16 protein-coding genes are annotated in these 18,120 nt (G+C 48.2%); 5 read left to right on the forward strand and 11 right to left on the reverse strand.

Annotated features, from left to right (window positions below; translation table 11 throughout):
• Positions 1–8 precede the first annotated feature (8 nt).
• The 8 genes from panC to thpR all read right to left on the reverse strand — a co-directional run bounded on the left by panC (position 9) and on the right by thpR (position 6,591).
• Positions 9–857 carry a pantoate--beta-alanine ligase gene (gene panC, locus HH682_RS07695; RefSeq protein WP_214237001.1) on the reverse strand — a complete coding sequence of 283 codons (849 nt, stop codon included), beginning with the start codon at positions 855–857 and terminating at the stop codon, positions 9–11.
• A 10-nt stretch (positions 858–867) separates the two neighbouring features.
• Positions 868–1,665: a 3-methyl-2-oxobutanoate hydroxymethyltransferase gene (panB, locus tag HH682_RS07700; protein ID WP_214237002.1), complete on the reverse strand. Its 798-nt coding sequence runs from the start codon at positions 1,663–1,665 to the stop codon at positions 868–870.
• Between the two features lie 84 nt (positions 1,666–1,749).
• Positions 1,750–2,229, reverse strand: a complete 480-nt coding sequence (gene folK, locus HH682_RS07705) for a 2-amino-4-hydroxy-6-hydroxymethyldihydropteridine diphosphokinase (protein WP_214237003.1) — start codon at positions 2,227–2,229, stop codon at positions 1,750–1,752.
• 2 nt (positions 2,230–2,231) lie between these two features.
• Positions 2,232–3,644: a polynucleotide adenylyltransferase PcnB gene (pcnB, locus tag HH682_RS07710; RefSeq protein ID WP_214237051.1), complete on the reverse strand. Its 1,413-nt coding sequence runs from the start codon at positions 3,642–3,644 to the stop codon at positions 2,232–2,234.
• Positions 3,645–3,714: 70 nt separating this feature from the next.
• Positions 3,715–4,614 (reverse strand): tRNA glutamyl-Q(34) synthetase GluQRS, encoded by a 900-nt coding sequence (gluQRS, locus tag HH682_RS07715; RefSeq protein ID WP_214237004.1) that lies wholly within the window; start codon positions 4,612–4,614, stop codon positions 3,715–3,717.
• A 78-nt stretch (positions 4,615–4,692) separates the two neighbouring features.
• Positions 4,693–5,148, reverse strand: a complete 456-nt coding sequence (dksA, locus tag HH682_RS07720) for an RNA polymerase-binding protein DksA (RefSeq protein ID WP_214237005.1) — start codon at positions 5,146–5,148, stop codon at positions 4,693–4,695.
• Between the two features lie 181 nt (positions 5,149–5,329).
• On the reverse strand, positions 5,330–6,034 hold the full coding sequence (sfsA, locus tag HH682_RS07725) for a DNA/RNA nuclease SfsA (protein ID WP_214237006.1): 705 nt from the start codon (positions 6,032–6,034) through the stop codon (positions 5,330–5,332).
• 8 nt (positions 6,035–6,042) lie between these two features.
• A complete protein-coding gene (thpR, locus tag HH682_RS07730) occupies positions 6,043–6,591 on the reverse strand; it encodes an RNA 2',3'-cyclic phosphodiesterase (RefSeq protein WP_338049321.1) in 549 nt (182 codons plus the stop codon).
• Positions 6,592–6,686: 95 nt separating this feature from the next.
• Between thpR and hrpB the strand changes: the two genes are divergently transcribed.
• Positions 6,687–9,125 carry an ATP-dependent helicase HrpB gene (gene hrpB, locus HH682_RS07735; RefSeq protein WP_214237008.1) on the forward strand — a complete coding sequence of 813 codons (2,439 nt, stop codon included), beginning with the start codon at positions 6,687–6,689 and terminating at the stop codon, positions 9,123–9,125.
• 97 nt (positions 9,126–9,222) lie between these two features.
• Positions 9,223–11,727: a bifunctional glycosyl transferase/transpeptidase gene (gene mrcB, locus HH682_RS07740; protein WP_214237009.1), complete on the forward strand. Its 2,505-nt coding sequence runs from the start codon at positions 9,223–9,225 to the stop codon at positions 11,725–11,727.
• A gap of 60 nt (positions 11,728–11,787) precedes the next feature.
• Here the strand turns inward: mrcB and hemL are convergent, their stop codons facing one another.
• Positions 11,788–13,071, reverse strand: a complete 1,284-nt coding sequence (gene hemL, locus HH682_RS07745; RefSeq protein ID WP_214237010.1) for a glutamate-1-semialdehyde 2,1-aminomutase — start codon at positions 13,069–13,071, stop codon at positions 11,788–11,790.
• Between the two features lie 193 nt (positions 13,072–13,264).
• Here hemL and erpA point away from each other — a divergent pair, with 193 nt between their 5' ends.
• On the forward strand, positions 13,265–13,612 hold the full coding sequence (gene erpA / locus HH682_RS07750) for an iron-sulfur cluster insertion protein ErpA (protein ID WP_048911552.1): 348 nt from the start codon (positions 13,265–13,267) through the stop codon (positions 13,610–13,612).
• A gap of 12 nt (positions 13,613–13,624) precedes the next feature.
• Here the strand turns inward: erpA and HH682_RS07755 are convergent, their stop codons facing one another.
• Positions 13,625–14,530, reverse strand: coding sequence for a LysR family transcriptional regulator (locus HH682_RS07755; RefSeq protein ID WP_214237011.1), 906 nt, complete (start codon positions 14,528–14,530; stop codon positions 13,625–13,627).
• Positions 14,531–14,628: 98 nt separating this feature from the next.
• Between HH682_RS07755 and HH682_RS07760 the strand changes: the two genes are divergently transcribed.
• Entirely contained in the window at positions 14,629–15,720 is a 1,092-nt protein-coding gene (locus tag HH682_RS07760) for an SDR family oxidoreductase (RefSeq protein ID WP_214237012.1), read from the forward strand.
• Positions 15,721–15,803: 83 nt separating this feature from the next.
• Here HH682_RS07760 and mtnN read toward each other — a convergent pair whose 3' ends face one another.
• Entirely contained in the window at positions 15,804–16,496 is a 693-nt protein-coding gene (gene mtnN, locus HH682_RS07765; protein WP_214237013.1) for a 5'-methylthioadenosine/S-adenosylhomocysteine nucleosidase, read from the reverse strand.
• Positions 16,497–16,591: 95 nt separating this feature from the next.
• Here mtnN and dgt point away from each other — a divergent pair, with 95 nt between their 5' ends.
• Positions 16,592–18,064 (forward strand): dGTPase, encoded by a 1,473-nt coding sequence (dgt, locus tag HH682_RS07770; RefSeq protein ID WP_214237014.1) that lies wholly within the window; start codon positions 16,592–16,594, stop codon positions 18,062–18,064.
• The last annotated feature ends 56 nt before the right edge of the window (positions 18,065–18,120 follow it).

The raw sequence follows: 18,120 nt of genomic DNA on the forward strand, positions 1-18,120 counted from the left end.
GCTTCACACTATGGGAGTGTGACCTGCTGGTTATCAATTAACCGGGCTTTTCCTAACCAAGCGGCCATCAGAATGACTGCTTTACGGCTGTTCGCGGTCAGAGGCATTAGGTTCTCCGCATCACAAATGGCAATACCATCCGGCTGCCAGCCTTTATCCGCTAGGCTCGTTACAGCGCTATCAACGATTGCAGTGTAATCTTTCTCACCCTGACGTAAACGCTCTGCCATCGCCTGCATGGTTTGACTAAGTTGAACCGCTTGCTGGCGTTCGGCTTCCGTTAAATAGCCATTACGAGAACTGAGGGCTAGGCCATCTTCAGCTCGTACAGTCGGGACTCCGACAATCGTGATTGGATAATTGAGGTCGAGAACCATTTTGCGAATGATGGCTAATTGCTGAAAATCTTTCTCCCCAAAACACGCCACATCAGGCTGTACGATATTGAATAATTTACTGACAACCGTACTCACGCCACGAAAATGTCCAGGGCGACTGGCGCCTTCTAATAGTTCAGAGAGTCCCGGGACATGGACGAAGGATTGTTCATTTAGCCCTGTTGGATAGAGGGTGTTTGCAGCGGGGGCAAACAGTATATCGGCCTTATCAGTCAATAATTGCTGGTCATTCTCAAGGGTACGCGGGTAACGTGCTAAGTCATCTGGCCGATCAAATTGCATTGGATTGACGAAAATAGAGACGATAACACTATCGGCTAATTGCTTCGCTCGCTCCACTAGGGTGATATGACCTTGATGAAGGTTTCCCATCGTTGGCACAAAAGCAAGGGTTTTACCTTGGCGGCGCAAGTCGCTCAATCGCTGTTGCAGGGCGGCTATATCGTGAAAAGTCTGCATGGAAAGAAGTCTATCCTTTAAAACTGTGGGTTAACTCAGGGAAAGTGCCGTCTAGCACTTGTTGTTGATATTCCGCAACGGCGAGTGAAATCGATCCGGTTTCAGCTAAGAAGTTTTTAGCAAATTTGGGCACATAGCCAGAGGTAATACCGATGACATCTTGCATCACTAAGATCTGACCATCGGTTTGAGCTCCCGCACCAATACCGATAACCGGGATAGTCAGCGCATCGGTAATCCGTTTCGCCAAGGAAATAGGGACGCATTCCAACACCAGTAGCTGCATTCCTGCGGCTTCAAGGGTCAGTGCATCATTGAGGAGTTGGTCGGCTTGTTCTTCTGTTTTACCTTGAACCTGATAGCCACCGAAGATATTCACGGATTGTGGCGTTAATCCAAGGTGACCGCACACAGGGACTGCGCGCTCTGTCAGGTGGCGAACAGTATCGGCCAACCATGCACCCCCTTCGATTTTCACCATATTAGCGCCTGCTCGCATTACACGTGCCGCATTATGACCGGCTTGCTCTAGGGTAGGGTAACTCATAAAGGGTAGGTCGGTGAGCAGTAAGACGTTTGGCGCACCTTGACGCACATGACGAGTATGGTAAACCATATCATCGACGGTGACGGGAACGGTAGAGTCATGGCCTTGAATCGTCATTCCTAGGGAGTCACCGACGAGTAATACCGGAATATCTTGCTCAGCAAAAAGCCTTGCAAAGCTGTAATCATACGCCGTGAGTGAGGCGAATTTTTTACCTTCAAGTTTCCACTGACGTAAATTTTTCAGGGTGATAGGTGTCATTATAAACTCTTGTCAAGGATAATTGTGACGCGGAGTTTACAGCAACTCGTACTACACGGGAATCCCCATACCGACTTTCGTCTATTACCACAAAGTGATCGTTGAGGTATCCAATAAAGCGAGACAACTTGATACGCTGCCCTTGTCGCCGATGGTCAGATCACCTGCAACTTCTGCCAGCGGTATTAACATAAAGGCGCGGTTATGCATGTCGTAATGAGGCAGTGTCAGCTGTTCACTGTCAACTTGCTGTTCGCCAAAAACGAGCAGATCGAGATCGAGCGTGCGGGGACCCCAACGCTGGTCTTTACGTTCTCGCCCTTGTTCTAACTCAATGCGCTGGGTATGGTTCAGCAGTGCTAAAGGCGACAATTCAGTGTCCAACACCACCACGGCATTCAAAAAGTCAGGTTGATCTTGCGGACCATAAGGTGGCGTTCGGTAAAAAGATGAAATATCGACTAGCGTTGATGCCGGCAGGGCCGAGAGGGCAGTAATCGCCCTCTGGCACTGATCAAGTGGGTCACGTAGATTGCTACCCAGTGCAATATAGACGCGAACCATGATTAACTCTCATTTCGGCGCGAAATATTACCTTTAGGCGCACGCTTACGTGGCCTATTATAGCGGCGGCGCTGAGCCGGATCGCTTCCTAAATCTTGTAACATCGCGGCTTGGTCGGTGGCATTTTTAGTCTGGAATTCGGTCCACCAATCGCTTAAACGCTGGAGCTCTACTGAGGATTCGACACCTGCACGAAGGACTAACAGGTCATAGGCGGCGCGGAATTTAGGGTGTTCCATTAATTTCCAAGCGCGCTTGCCATGACGCCGAGAAATCCGTAGTTGTAGCGTCCAGATATCACGGGTCATGGTTGTAAAGCGTTTAGGAATTGCAATAGCTCGACAGGCTTCATCTAAGGTGTCGTTCATGGCCAACGAAAAGGCTTCAAAGAAAGGTAGGCCACTTTCTTGAGCAATTTGCTGCGCTTTCTCCTGTAGCGGATACCAATACATTACCGCAAAGAGAAACGCCGGGTTAACTCGGCTATCGTTTTGTATACGATGATCCGTATTTTTTAGCACTTGTACTAAAATACGCTCCATCGGACTATCGCCACTCTCAGTGAAATACTGATGAATTAACGGGAAGAGTGGTTCAAAAAGATGATATTCACGCAACAATGGATAGGTGTGCTCACCGTAACCGGATTGCAGTAACTTAAGTGTTTCTTCAAAGAGACGTGCTGGCGGAATATTCTTTAAGAGTTCCGCGAGATCGCTAATTGGCGCTGCCGTTTCTGGCGCGATTTTCATCCCTAACTTTGCACTAAAACGAATGACTCGTAACATCCGAACAGGATCTTCGCGATATCGGGTCTCAGGATGGCCTATAAGGCGGATAATGCCTTGCTCTAAATCGCTTAAGCCATTGACATAATCGCGTACCGTGAAGTCTGCCGCGCTATAGTAGAGGCTGTTGATGGTTAAATCGCGGCGTTGCGCATCATCTTCAATGCTCCCAAAAATATTATCGCGCAACAGCATGCCGTTTTGTTCTTGTTGCGACGTATTTCGGTCAATAGCTTCTTCTTGTTCGTGATGTCCGCGAAAGGTCGCTACTTCAATCACCTCAGGGCCAAACATCACGTGTGCCAAGCGAAAACGTCGCCCGACTAACCGGCAGTTACGGAATAATTTGCGCATCTGCTCTGGGGTGGCATTGGTGGTGATGTCGAAATCTTTCGGTTTTTTACCCAGAAGAAGGTCACGGACACCACCACCGACTAAGTAAGCTTCGAAACCGGACTTATTAAGACGATGCAGGACCTTCAATGCATTATCACTAATATCTCGACGAGAGATATTGTGTTGATCGCGTGGAATGATCGTTATCGGCGGTGGGACGTTTTCTGCAGAGATGCTCTCCTCGTCACGCGTAAGGATTTTTCGGCAAAAATTAGCGACTCGGGTAAAAATAGTACACCTCAACAATAAAAAGTAAATACGGTTCTAAATGGGAGCTCATCATAGCCTGTTGTGAATCATTTTAGAATGTTGATAACACATCTGTAGTAATGAAAGTGCTATTAATTGGGATTTTTACTCTCTGCCACTGCTTTATCGCCTGATGAATCAGCTGTTCTACACTTAAATCGCGCCACTCATCGTTAACATTTTGCCCTAATGCAGCGAGGGCTAAGATCAGCATTCTCTGTGGTTCTTCGCTGGGAAGTGGCGGAGCGTGGTTTTGCTTCGAGAGCTTGCTCCCCTCCTGATTCAATGCTAGCGGAAGGTGGAGATAATCGGGTGCTGTCCATCCGAGTTGCTGATAAAGCGCGATTTGTCGCACCGTGGGTTCAATCAAATCCGCACCCCGTACCACTTGCGTCACGCCTTGATCGTGGTCATCGACCGTGACGGCAAGGTTATAGGCAAAGAGTCCATCTCGACGATGAATAATAAAATCTTCTTGCGCTAACGGTGGGTGGCAGTTAACGGTACCGCGCAAAAGGTCATTAAAATGGGTGACAGGTGATTGTTGATACAAACGTAGCGCAGCACCTTCGGCGCTTCGATGGGCATTGCGGCAGGTACCAAGATAATATCCCCCCGATTGCTGAATCGATTTTCGGGTACAGGTACAGTAGTAACTACGTCGATGCGTAATCAACCACTCTAAAACCTCGCGATAACGGGAATGATGCTGTGATTGCCAAACGACTTGGCCATCCCACTCTAATCCATAGCGTTCAAGTTGTTGGAGGATGCGGTGGGAGGCACCCGCGATCTCTCTGGGGGGATCTATATCTTCAATGCGAACTCGCCACAGGCCGTGTTGAGAACGCGCATCAAGATAGCTTCCCAGCGCTGCCATTAACGAACCAAAGTGGAGGTCACCTGAGGGGGAGGGCGCAAAGCGTCCAATGATAGGCGTAGAGTCAGTCATAATCAGAGTAATCGCACAGCCACTAACGATTAGGCGTTGCGGCCGTGCAATTAGGTATATCCTCGATCAGCGGTAGGATTAGCCTGCCATCTGTTTTTCGCGAATTTCTGCTAACGTCTTACAGTCGATACACATATCGGCAGTAGGGCGTGCTTCAAGACGGCGAATGCCGATTTCTACACCACAAGCTTCACAAAAACCGAAGTCGTCATCTTCAACTTTTTTCAGCGTTTTTTCTATTTTCTTAATTAACTTACGTTCACGATCTCGGTTACGCAGTTCCAGACTGAACTCTTCTTCTTGTGTTGCGCGATCGGCCGGGTCAGGAAAGTTAGACGCTTCGTCTTGCATATGGCTGACGGTACGGTCTACTTCATCCCTGAGTTGATTACGCCAAGCAACAAGAATTTTCTTGAAGTGTTCCAGCTGGGCTTCGTTCATATACTCTTCGCCCGGTTTCTCCTGATACGGCGCCACCCCAGCGATGGCGAGGATACTCAGAGACGATGTTTTACGTTTTTGCCCTTCTTGCATGTTGCTTCTCCTGGATAACACGCACTATCGATTCCTGATTCCCACTAAGGGAAAAAAACAGGGCGCTATAAATATCAGAATCCTCAAGGGTTGGCAATTACTGATAACGATGAGTTTCGTGTTATTGATAATATGTTTCTAATTAAAGAGGAAAAACTCCTAAAAGAAAACAATTACCCCTCTATTCGACGAATGGTATCGGGTCCACGAGTAACAGTTGGTAGCGGGTGATTTGTGAACGATAGACGATAACTTCGACACCTATTGCTATCGCTTCGCTCAAAAGTTGCGCGTAGACCGGGTCAAGGTGCCTAGCTACACTGACTTGGTCAATACCCGTGTGTAATACCGCAAAAAAAAGTACAGCTCGATGGCCCTGCTTAACAATCGAGGTCAATTCTCGAAGATGTTTTTGCCCGCGAACGGTTACCGTATCAGGGAAATAGCCCTTTCCGTTTTCTAATAACGTGACGGATTTAACCTCAAGATAACATTTTTCTTCATTTTTATTGGAAAGGACGAAGTCGATACGACTCTTTTCATCGCCAAACGCCACTTCGCGCTGCAAGTGAGTAAAATTACGAAGGGAAGGGACTCCCTGTTGGTCGAGGAGTTCTTCAACCACATGATTCGCTCGCAAGGTATTTATACCGATCCAATGATTATCCGCGGTTTGTGTGAGCTCCCAGCTAAAGGGATATTTACGCGTTGATGAGGAGGAAGTTGAGTACCATACCGTATCACCCGGCGTCGCACAGCCCGTCATTGCGCCGGTGTTCGCACAGTGGATTGTCGTGATCTCACCGTTGGGTAGACGGACATCGGCGAGAAAGCGTTTGTAGCGTTTAATTAAGGTGGCTGGCTGGAGTGGTGAGATAAATTCCATCAATCTTCCTATCTATCGAACAGTGGGTAACAGTGTTCTGTGTTAAGGGTTAATCTGCCACGCTGGTAACGGCTACTCATTAACGAAAAATTTTGGCAGGTGATGGGCCATGAAAAGTCGCGTCCTGGTAAGCGAATTGACGCCGGGACCTGTCTTAATAGCGTGATATGTGGATGAAAAGGAAAAGCAGGTTGAGGGCAACCCACTCGGGCTACCCTTGAGCGTAGCAGATCTGCCAACTGTAAAAGTTCTCGTGGTGCAGGACGGCACCCGACCCAAAGCTGCCCCGACCTTGGCCAATAGCCAGCATCATTGAGCGTGAGAGTAAACGAGGGGGACTGCAGCGACGCAATAAGTGGTTGCAGTCGAACCAGTTGTGAAGCACTTGGCGCATTCATCCAGGCAAGGACCATGTAAAGCTGTTCTCTGGCGACGGGTATTCCCGCATCAGCAGGGAGAGCGGTGGCGCGCCAATTAATCAATTGCTCAGTGGCGCTACTGGGTAACGTTAGTGCTAAGAAGTAATTATCTGCCACGGTTTTTGTTGGGGAAACCACAAAGTTCCTTATGACGATCGTAGAGGGGAACAAGTATGAAGCACGAATTAATGGTATAGTGCCCATAGTATCATAATCCCTAAACGGAGCGAAGATTGAGCCCCCTCCCGATTCATGACGTGCTTGATGAGCTAGTGCTCGCCCTCTCTACTTCACCTCAAGTTATTCTTCAGGCACCGCCTGGTGCAGGGAAATCTACTTGGCTCCCCATACAGTTACTGCAACGCCTCCCGCTGACCGGCAAAATTATTATGTTAGAGCCAAGACGGTTAGCTGCCAAAAATGTGGCCTATCGTCTCGCTCACTATCTGGGTGAAGCGCCCGGTGCTACGGTCGGCTATCGCATGCGTGCGGAGCATTGTATTGGGAAGACGACTCGTCTGGAAGTCGTGACCGAAGGGGTTTTAACACGCCGATTGCAACAGGATCCCATGCTGGAAGATGTTTCACTGGTGATCATTGATGAATTTCACGAGCGTAGTTTACAGGCTGACCTCGCTTTAGCTTTTATGTTGGATATCCAAGAAGGCTTACGTGACGATCTTAAACTACTGATTATGTCGGCAACTCTCGATAATCGTCGATTAGGGGACGTTTTAGCACAGGCACCGATCATTACCTCGGCAGGCAGGCATTTTCCGGTTGAGCGCTTCTATCACGGGATACCTTCACAAGGACTATTTTCAGTAAACCTCGCGAATAAAATCGTTGAAGTACTCCGGCAAGAACAGGGTGATATGCTGGTTTTCTTACCCGGTGAGCGTGAGATCCATCAAGTTATCAATGAGGTTGCGGCACGTTGCCCGGCCGGAGTGGTGTTAAGCCCTCTATATGGCGCTTTATCTATCGAACAGCAACAACAGGCAATCACGGTTTCAGCAACCGGACAGCGAAAAGTCGTCTTTGCCACGAACATTGCCGAAACCAGTCTGACCATTGAAGGGATCAGCTTAATCATCGACTCGGTGTTGGAGCGAGTGTCGCACTTTGACTTACGGGCGGGTACTCACCGGCTTAAAACCCACTATGTGAGCCAGTCGTCAATGACTCAACGCGCGGGGCGTGCCGGCCGCCTGATGCCGGGGAAGTGTTGGCATTTGATTACTTACGAGCAAGCTGAGCGCTTGGCAGAACAAGCCATACCCGAGATTTTACGGAGTGATTTAACCGGGCTACTACTGAATGTACTTGCTTGGGGGTGCCAAGAGGTGACGCGGTTAAATTGGTTAGATTTGCCTTCTCAGCCCGCACTGGCTCATGCTCGTGAGCAATTACGCCAGTTGGCGGCCGTTGACGTTGAAGGGGCTCTGACGTCTAAGGGAATAAAAATGGCTAACCTTGGTATTGCGCCACGGTTAGCAGCGATGTTGATCGCGAGCGAGTCACTTAGCGCTAGTCTGTCTACCGCCGCATTACTGACGGCGATCATTGAGCAACCCGAACGACGAGGTGATGGCGACTTACGCGATAGTCTCGCCGCACCGAGCGGTGTATGGAATACTCGCGCTCGGCAGGTTTGCCGCATACTAGGGGGAACATTTACCACCAGCCATCCCGATAAAGTGCTTCCCCTGTTATTGTCGGCGTTTGCTGACCGAATCGCCTATCGACGCGGGGCCAGTCATCGCTACCAATTAGCCGATGGCCGCGGAGCAATACTTACACTTGACCATCCCTTGACCCGCTATACTTGGCTGATAGTGCTACACTTACAGCTATCGGCAGATCGGCATGAAGCAAATATTCAGCTAGCCTTTCCTCTGTCACTTGACGATATCCGACGTGAAGCGCCGCAGTTAATTACGCATCGGCATGCGCTAGAGTGGGAGGAGAATCAGGCGCAGTATAAAGTATGGCAACATGAAGTTATTGGCGAGATTATTGTGAGTTCGCGTCCTGGGGCTAAGCCTAACCCGGAGCAGTTAATCGCCGCCTATTTAGCTTGGATAAGGGAAAAAGGACTGACAGGGTTGCCTTGGGATAAGCCAGCACTCGAACTGCGAGAGAGGCTGCGTTATGCTCAACAGTGGTTACCAGAAGTCGCGTGGCCATCAATGACAGATACACACTTAATGGACAGTTTGGCGGTTTGGTTAGGCCCTGAACTTGTACGTTTACCCTCTTCGGGGAATTTTTCACGTATCAATCTTTATGAGGCGCTGAAAGCTCAGTTGAGTTGGGAACAATGGAAATGTTTAGAGACTGATATCCCCACGCATATCAGTGTGCCAACCGGTAGAAAAGTGGCTATTGATTATCTCTCACCTCGAGCGCCTTTGTTATCGATCAGGGTACAAGAAATGTATGGTCAACAACGCCCTTTAAGTGTGGCGCGCGGGCGAATTAATTTGGTGATTGAGCTATTATCCCCCGCGCAACGTCCGATTCAAATAACGCAGGACTTAGCTGGTTTTTGGCAAGGAAGTTGGCGTGAAGTACAAAAAGAGATGAAAGGACGCTATCCTAAACATCTATGGCCTGATGATCCGGCCAATACTTTACCTACAACCAAAATAAGAAAGTCGTCCACCTGAAATTTAGTCACGAATCTTTCGGAAGGTTCTGTGTTTTTGGACCTAAAATAAAGATAAAGTATGTCGCCGATTGAGGCAAAGCCTGGAGAGAGAATCCATGTCTGGGAATGATCGCGAACCCATAGGGCGTAAAGGAAAATCAAGGCCGAAGGGTAAAAGCCATCCGGCTTCACAACGCAATACGAAATACCAAGAAGATCAGGATAGCTATGATGATGAGGAGAATACGTCATTGCCTGTAACTAAAAAACGTGGAAAAGCCCCGCGAAAAAGCCATAAAAGAAGTTGGCTAGGTCTACTACTAAAAATTATCCTAGTCGTTGCTGTGATTATTGCAGCATGGGGTGTCTATCTCGATTCTGAAATTCGTCACCGGATTGATGGGCGCGTTTGGGATCTTCCTGCGACCGTTTATGGACGTATGGTGAGTCTTGAGCCAGGAATGCCTTTTGATCGCAAAGATATGATCGCCTTGCTTGAAGGGACACAGTACCGCCAGGTGACGAAAATTACTCGTCCGGGTGAGTTTTCTGTTAAAGGGAATAGCATCGAATTATTGCGTCGACCTTTCGACTTCCCAGAGGGTAAAGAAGGCCAAATTCATACTCAATTGAATTTTGAAGACGGTGAGCTTAGTGAGATTAAAAACCTCGATACTGGCCGTGATTTTGGTTATTTCCGTCTCGATCCTCGTTTGATTACTATGATGCAGTCACCGAATGGCGAACAGCGTCTGTTTGTTCCACGTGCTGGGTTCCCTGATCTGTTGGTCGATACCTTGGTCGCGACTGAAGACCGCCATTTCTATGAGCATGATGGTATCAGCCTCTACTCGATTGGCCGTGCTTTTGTGGCGAATCTTACGGCTGGGCGTGCCGTACAAGGGGGCAGTACGCTTACCCAGCAATTGGTTAAAAACTTATTCTTAACCAATCAACGTTCACTGTGGCGTAAAGTGCGTGAAGCCTATATGGCGGTAATTGTTGATGCGCGTTATAGCAAAGATCGCATTCTGGAGCTCTACCTCAATGAGGTCTATTTAGGTCAGGCGGGTAATGATCAAATCCGTGGATTCCCCTTAGCGAGCTTATATTACTTTGGCCGTCCTGTTGATGAGCTGAGCCTCGATCAGCAGGCGCTGCTAGTCGGTATGGTAAAAGGGGCTTCTCTCTACAACCCTTGGCGTAACCCGAAATTAGCATTAGAGCGCCGTAACTTGGTGCTGCGTTTACTGCAACAGCAGAACGTGATTAACCAAGAACTTTACGACATGCTCTCCGCACGACCATTAGGAGTCCAGCCAAAAGGCGGTGTGATTACGCCTCAGCCTGCCTTTATGCAAATGGTTCGTAACGAGTTGCAGCAAAAACTGGGAGATAAGGTACAAGATCTTTCAGGAGTGAAAATTTTCACCACTCTCGATCCTATTTCACAAGATGCCGCAGAAAAAGCCGTCGAAGAAGGGATACCTACTCTACGTAAACAACGTCGTCTTGCCGATTTAGAAACAGCGATGGTGGTGGTGGACCGTTTCAGTGGTGAAGTCCGTGCAATGGTCGGGGGATCAAATCCTCAGTTTGCTGGATACAACCGTGCGCTGCAGGCACGGCGCTCTATCGGCTCCCTAGCGAAGCCAGCGACTTATTTGACTGCGCTAAGTCAGCCGCAGCAATATCGCCTGAACAGTTGGATTGCTGACCAACCTTTAGCCTTAAAACAGCCTAATGGTCAGATTTGGCGTCCAGAGAATGATGATCATCAGTTCAGCGGTAAAGTGATGTTGGTGGATGCTTTAACGCACTCGATGAACGTGCCTACAGTTAACCTAGGAATGTCATTGGGCCTAAAAAATGTTGTGGAGACTTGGACAAAGCTTGGCGTAAGCCAAGACCAGTTAGCGCCGGTACCGGCTATGTTGCTGGGCGCGCTTAACTTGACACCGGTCGAGGTCGCTCAGGCTTTCCAGACTATTGCCAGTGGTGGTAACCGTGCGACGTTATCTGCAGTCAGATCAGTGATCTCCGAAGATAATAAAGTTCTGTATCAAAGTTACCCTCAAGCGCAGCAGGTTGAGCCACCGGAAGCCGCTTATCTAACGCTCTACTCCATGCAGCAGGTCGTGGACCATGGGACCGCTCATGCTTTAGGCAGCCAATACACTTCGATGCATTTAGCAGGTAAAACGGGTACCACGAATAACTTAGTCGATAGCTGGTTTGCGGGGATAGATGGTAAAGAAGTCGCAATCACCTGGATTGGTCGTGATAATAACCAATCGACACGCCTCTACGGATCAAGTGGTGCAATGCAAATTTATCGTCGCTATCTTGCGAGTCAACCGCCAACGCCTCTACAGCTGACGCCCCCTGATGACGTCTCAATGATGCCTGTCGATTCAGCGGGGAATTTTGTCTGTAATACGGGAAGCAGTACATGGCGGAGTCTACCTGTCTGGACCGCTGATCCAAATGCACTGTGTCAGCAACAACAGCAACAGGTTGAGCAACAGCAGCAGCAGTTACAGCAGCAGCAACAGCAAGAACAACAAGGCAGCCAAAGTAATGGTGTGGCCGGTTGGATAAAAGATATGTTTGGCCACTAAGTGGGCTGAACACAATGAAAGCGCTGCTGAGGCAGCGCTTTTTTTTACCCGAAAGAAGGGTTAGGCTAGTTTGGCAAAACTACGGCGAGCGGCGTCGATCGTCCGATCGATATCCTCTTCACTGTGCGCCAGTGACATAAAGCCTGCTTCAAACGCTGAAGGGGCGAAGTAGATACCTTCTTCCAACATGAGATGGAAGAACTGTTTAAAGCGCTCGGTATCGCAGCGGGTAACATCCGCATAACAGGTGACTTCTTTATCTTCGGTAAAGAACAGGCCAAACATCGCGCCAACTTGATTCGTGACTAACGAAATATTGTTTTGCTCTGCCACACGCTCAAGCCCGGCACAGAGACGTTGCGTAAGTGAGGTGAGGGTACGGTGAACACCGAGCTGTGACAGCTGCTGTAAACATGCATAGCCTGCTGCCATAGCAATGGGGTTCCCAGAGAGTGTCCCGGCTTGATAAACTGGCCCTAAGGGAGCGAGAGCTTCCATCACCTCTTTGCGGCCACCAAATGCGCCGACTGGCATACCACCGCCGATTATTTTACCTAAGCAAGTAAGATCTGGCGTAACATTGTAGTATGCTTGGGCACCGCCTAGTGCAACGCGAAAGCCGGTCATCACTTCATCAATAATGAATAGCGCCCCAAATTCATCACATAACTCACGCAAGCCCTGTAGAAAGCCTGGTTGTGGAGGAATACAGTTCATATTACCGGCAACGGGTTCTACAATCACACAAGCAATATCATCAGGGTACTGTTCAAAGGCTTGGCGAACGGAATCGAGGTCATTGTAGGTACAGGTCAAGGTGTGGCGTACCACATCGGCCGGTACACCTGGAGAGTTAGGTTGTCCGAGGGTCAGGGCGCCGGATCCTGCTTTCACGAGCAAGTGGTCGGCATGTCCATGATAGCAGCCTTCAAATTTGATCAGCTTATCGCGCTGGGTATAGCCTCGAGCAAGGCGGATAGCACTCATTGTCGCTTCTGTCCCTGAGTTCACCATACGCACCATATCCATCGAGGGGACTAGCTCACAGACCAGCTCCGCCATGTTGACTTCCATTTCGGTTGGTGCGCCAAAACTTAAACCACGTTCAGCTGCTTGGATCACTGCATTACGGATTTCAGCGTTATTATGGCCAAGCACCATCGGTCCCCACGACCCGATATAGTCTATGTAGGCTTTGCCGTCTGCATCATAGATGTAGGCTCCCTCTGCCCGCTCAATAAAAAGAGGTGTGCCGCCAACGCCTGAAAAGGCTCGGACCGGTGAGTTTACCCCACCAGGAATAACGGATTGGGCTTCTTGAAACAGTGTTTCAGACTTATTCATGGCAAATTCCTGCATAACGGAGAAAGAATACCCTACAGTGTAATGGAAAACCCCCCATGCTGTTAATGGCATGATTATCGGTTGGGCTCATCACGGCACGGTCGGTTTAGTTGTAGGCTTGATTGCGAAGCTATGCTGGCTGATAATAGAGGGATAAGGTTGTAATTTGACCCTCTCTTTTTGGAGCAGAATAATGAGCGATGACGTGGCAAATGTGCCGTTACAATTTACCGATGCGGCGGCGAATAAGGTCAAAACCTTAGTCGCAGATGAAGAGAACCCCGAGCTGAAATTACGGGTGTATATCACAGGTGGAGGCTGCAGTGGTTTCCAATACGGATTTACCTTTGACGATAAAGTGAATGATGGCGATATGACCATTGAGAAACAAGGCGTCGCGCTGGTGGTTGACCCAATGAGCCTACAATACCTTGTGGGTGGCTCTGTTGATTACACCGAAGGTCTTGAAGGGGCTCGTTTCATTGTGACCAACCCTAATGCAAAAACCACCTGCGGGTGCGGCTCCTCCTTCAGCGTTTAATCTTTTTCCCCGTCAATTTATCAGGCTTAATGTGTGCAATGCATTAAGCACTGCCTGAATTTTCGGGGACGATTGCTGCTTTGCTTTAAAGCGCAATGTTAATGGCAACCCGTCTAGTTTGATTTCCGGCATTATCAAAACCAGTTCTTCTCGTTCTAACTTTTCTTTGATTAACCAATAGGGTAACTGCGCAACGCCAATCCCTTGGCATACTGCCATCAATTGTGCTTCAGTATTATTAACGGTCAACCGGTAGTGTGAAGGATGCCAGGATTGCGGATGTTTATTTGTCGGAATAATCCACGGTTTCATCTTTCCATTTTGAGCCTGATAGCCGACGATGTGCTGGGCGCAAATTTCGCGCAGTGTGCTTGGTAGTCCATATTCGGCGATATAGTCAGGGCTTGCGCAAAACACCATCTTTTCATAGCCGAAAAGCTGAAACCCTTCGTTGGTATCGAAAGGGATTTCCCCCCCTATCCGCACTGCGATATCGATTTTCTCTTGTTCGAGCTCAAGTAATGTATCTGAGAAATGCAGCGATAGAAGCAACTCAGGAAAGCGCTGCGTGAGGGCGCATAGTAACGGCAGCACCACCACTTTACCGAAGGTTTCGGGAAGAGCGAGGGCAACTTTACCGGTAGGTAAGACTTGGCTCAGTTGTAATGTCGTCTCGGTCTCGGTTAATTGTCGGAGGATCTGTAAGCAGGTTTCATAATAAGTACTGCCCGCATCGGTGAGTTGCAATCTTCGAGTCGATCGTTCGAAGAGTCGGCAATCTAACCGTTGCTCTAAGGCTTGAATGGCTTTACTGATTGCTGAGGGAGAGAGATATAGACGTTTTCCTGCCTCAGTGAAGCTTCCAGTTTGAACACAGGCGATAAATTGGTGAATATTTTTAAAACGTTGATCATGCATATTTGTGAATTTAATTCAAAAGTAGTGTGAAATTTGACCTAAGATGAGCATTTAATTCTGGGCTATGCTAGAGGAATAGGCAAACTTTTGGAGATTGTATGCAAAAAAAAGCACTTATTATCGGTTGTAGCGGTATAACTGGAAGCGCTCTTGCTTTAGAGCTGTTGCAACAAGGATGGGAGGTAACGGGACTTTCTCGCGGCCATTCCCCCTTGCCAGAAGATGTAAAAGGGCTGATAGCCGATCTCACTTCAGCGGAGCAGGTTTCTGCGGCGCTCAGCGAGCAGCGCCCAGATGCGGTATTTTTTACTGTCTGGTCACGCCAAAATAATGAGAAAGAGAATATCCGTGTCAACGGTGCGATTGTTCGGCATGTTATTGATGCATTAGGTGATCGTTTGTCGGCAAGTCACGTCGCTCTCGTCACCGGTCTAAAACACTATCTCGGTCCTTTTGAAGCTTATGGTGCTGCAGAAACAGTGGTCACGCCTTTTAGGGAAGAGCAACCCCGTCAACCTGTCGATAATTTTTATTATGCGCAAGAAGATGAGATTTTTGCGGGAGCGAAACGATATGGATATCGTTGGAGCGTGCATCGCCCGCATACGGTTATTGGAGCTGCTCAAGGTAATGCCATGAACATGGGACAGACTCTAGCGGTTTATGCTGCCCTCTGTCGTGAACAAGGTTGGCCTTTTGTTTTTCCGGGTTCCCTTGAGCAGTGGCAGGGCGTTTCTGATGTCACTGATGCAGGGATCTTGGCCCGTCAACTTATCTGGGCCACTGACGCCGAGAAGGCCCAAAATGAGGTCTTTAATATTGTTAATGGTGAGCATTTTCGCTGGAAATGGTTATGGCCAAGATTAGCCAATTACTTTGGTGTTGAGCCTGGTGAATTCTCCGGTAGTGCGACACCGCTTGATACTCAAATGCAGCAGGCGAATGCTCAACAATTATGGGCAGCGTTAGCGGAGGGATATCAGCTTGAGATTACAGACGTCGATAAACTCGCCTCATGGTGGCATACCGACGCTGATTTGGGGCGATCTTTTGAAGCGTTTACTGATATGACCAAGAGCCGCTTGGCTGGCTTTACGGATTATCAATCGACCGAGCAGAGTTTCTATAAGCTATTCGACCACTTAATCGATAAAAAAATCATTCCTGATTTTAAAAATACGTCGGTCTAATGTGAGTTTTTGCCGCTATTTTGTGAATTAACGTAAAGTTTTATTCTTTATAAATCCCGCACTTGGCGGGATTTTTTTTGAGTTTAGCCTAGCTTTTGAACAATGGCTTCAACCAGCAAAGATGATTGCTGAGCGGCAATTGTTAGGAACTCATCAAAACTCAGATGTGAGGCTTGATCGGCCACATCGGAAATAGAGCGGACGACTACGAAGGGTGTGGTGAATTGATGGCAGACATGGCCAATCGCTGTTGCTTCCATCTCTACCGCAATCGCTTGAGGGAAGGTAGTACGTATACGTGTCAATGTCTCTGCACCATTAATGAATGCATCGCCACTCACGACTAAGCCAGTTACCGTATGCAATGCTAAGTCAGCCGCGCAGGTTTTTACTGTAGAGATGAGATTCTCATCGGCTTGAAAAGCGGCTGGACAGCCCGCCATTTGACCTGGCTCGTAACCAAATGCGGTGACATCAGCATCGTGATAGCGAACTTCACTGGATACCACGATATCACCAATCTTAAGGCTACTCTCTAAGCCGCCCGCTGAGCCAGTATTAATAACCACATCTGGCTTACAGAGTTGAAGCAATAGCGTTGTGCCCAGCGCAGCAGAGGTTTTACCAATGCCCGATTTCAGTAGCGCAATGTCGACGCCCTGCAGTGTGCCTGTATAAATCTCACATCCTGCCAGACTAATAGTTTGGCGTTGTTCGATTTTATCGCGGAGTAGCGTAACTTCTTGCTCCATAGCTCCGATAATGCCTATTTTCATTCTGTTTCCTACTAAAACGGTGGATTCAATTATGCTAGTTAGCATAGTCTATCATGGTGTAAGAAGGAATTGATGTTGTCTGAGGGGAGGAGAGAGTGAGGATTAATTTTAAAGATAAAATTAGCGTTAAAAGACCTTTTAATAATGGCCGTGTTCCTGAGACTGAAGAACAAATTAGTCGCGTTTTTGAGAGTGACCGAGGCCGCATTATACACTCTGCCGCATTACGCCGTTTACAGCAAAAAACCCAAGTCTTTCCCCTAGAACGCAACGCCTCCGTTCGTTCGCGACTCACGCACTCTCTTGAAGTCCAGCAGGCAGGGCGCTATATCGCCCGTGAAATTTTATTGAAATTACAGCGGCATTCTGGACTTGAACACTATGGTCTAGAAAATTTTGCGCGTAGTTTCGAGAGTTTAGTGGAGATGGCGTGCTTACTACATGATGTGGGTAACCCGCCTTTTGGACACTTTGGAGAAGCAGCCTTAAAAGATTGGTTCCAGGAGCACTTAGCCGTCGGTATCCCGGGTTTCGATAATGATGAACCCCATCTTGCCTCACTGATTGCAAAGATTCGTACCGACTTGAGTCATTTTGAGGGGAATGCTCAGGGTATTCGTTTAGTGCACACCATCTTACAGCTCAATCTCAGCTATGCCCAAGTTGCCTGTATTATGAAGTATACGGCTCCCGCTTGGTGGCAGGGAGAGAAGCCTGAGGCTTATTCAACGTTAATGAAGAAACCGGGCTTTTATCTGTCTGAACAGCCTTACATCGAGAAACTGAGACAAGAAACGCAACTTCCTGAGTTTCATCGCTTTCCTTTGACTTACATTATGGAAGCGGCAGACGATATTTCTTATTGTATCGCAGATTTAGACGATGCCGTGGAGAAAGCGATTTTCAATGTGGATGCGCTGTATGGATATTTAGCCACGGAGTGGGGGGCGGTACAACATAATGACCTGTTTTCGCGTACCGTCGAAGAGGCATGGACTGAGGCGAAAACGAAGAAACGGCGGAGTAAAGGCGACCAATTTTTTATGTCCCTGCGGGTGCATGTGCAGCGAGAGCTTGTCAAACATGCAGTGCAGCGTTTTATTGATCATTTACCCGCGATCTTTACAGGAAGCTTCAATCATGCGTTGCTTGAAGATGAGGGGGATGCCGGGCGATTATTAGCAATGTTTAAAAAAGTGGCGCGTAAATACGTTTTTCGCCATTCGGAAGTCGAACAGTTAGAGCTTCAAGGTTACCGTGTAATCCGTGGGCTGTTGGATATTTACCAACCGATGATGCTACTACCCTACGAGGCTTTTACTCGGCTTATTAGGGAAGATGAATTATCAGGTTATCCGATTGAAACGCGGCTTTTTCACCGTTTATCGGATAAACATTGCAAAGCCTACTGCCACCATTTACAGCAGTGTCAAGATTTATCCCATTCAACGTTGATGCTATGGGAGCGTTATTACCGATATCGTTTGATTCAGGATTATGTCAGCGGGATGACTGACCTGTACGCTTGGGAAGAATATCGCCGTTTAATGGCCGTCGATTTCGTCTAGAAAGTGTCAAGAGTTCAAATATATTTTTACGTTTTTACAGGGAGTTGATAAGGAAC

Origin of the sequence: Rosenbergiella gaditana (assembly GCF_018494065.1) — a bacterium.
Taxonomy (GTDB): Bacteria; Pseudomonadota; Gammaproteobacteria; order Enterobacterales; family Enterobacteriaceae; genus Rosenbergiella; species Rosenbergiella gaditana.

Bases quoted from the DNA above. Each gene is read 5' to 3' on its own strand.
- HH682_RS07755 (WP_214237011.1), bottom strand. From the start codon at position 14,530: ATGCATGATCAACGTTTTAAAAATATTCACCAATTTATCGCCTGTGTT.
- mtnN (WP_214237013.1), bottom strand. From the start codon at position 16,496: ATGAAAATAGGCATTATCGGAGCTATGGAGCAAGAAGTTACGCTACTC.
- dksA (WP_214237005.1), bottom strand. From the start codon at position 5,148: ATGCAAGAAGGGCAAAAACGTAAAACATCGTCTCTGAGTATCCTCGCC.
- panC (WP_214237001.1), bottom strand. From the start codon at position 857: ATGCAGACTTTTCACGATATAGCCGCCCTGCAACAGCGATTGAGCGAC.
- panB (WP_214237002.1), bottom strand. From the start codon at position 1,665: ATGACACCTATCACCCTGAAAAATTTACGTCAGTGGAAACTTGAAGGT.
- HH682_RS07760 (WP_214237012.1), top strand. From the start codon at position 14,629: ATGCAAAAAAAAGCACTTATTATCGGTTGTAGCGGTATAACTGGAAGC.
- folK (WP_214237003.1), bottom strand. From the start codon at position 2,229: ATGGTTCGCGTCTATATTGCACTGGGTAGCAATCTACGTGACCCACTT.
- hemL (WP_214237010.1), bottom strand. From the start codon at position 13,071: ATGAATAAGTCTGAAACACTGTTTCAAGAAGCCCAATCCGTTATTCCT.
- mrcB (WP_214237009.1), top strand. From the start codon at position 9,223: ATGTCTGGGAATGATCGCGAACCCATAGGGCGTAAAGGAAAATCAAGG.
- gluQRS (WP_214237004.1), bottom strand. From the start codon at position 4,614: ATGACTGACTCTACGCCTATCATTGGACGCTTTGCGCCCTCCCCCTCA.
- erpA (WP_048911552.1), top strand. From the start codon at position 13,265: ATGAGCGATGACGTGGCAAATGTGCCGTTACAATTTACCGATGCGGCG.
- sfsA (WP_214237006.1), bottom strand. From the start codon at position 6,034: ATGGAATTTATCTCACCACTCCAGCCAGCCACCTTAATTAAACGCTAC.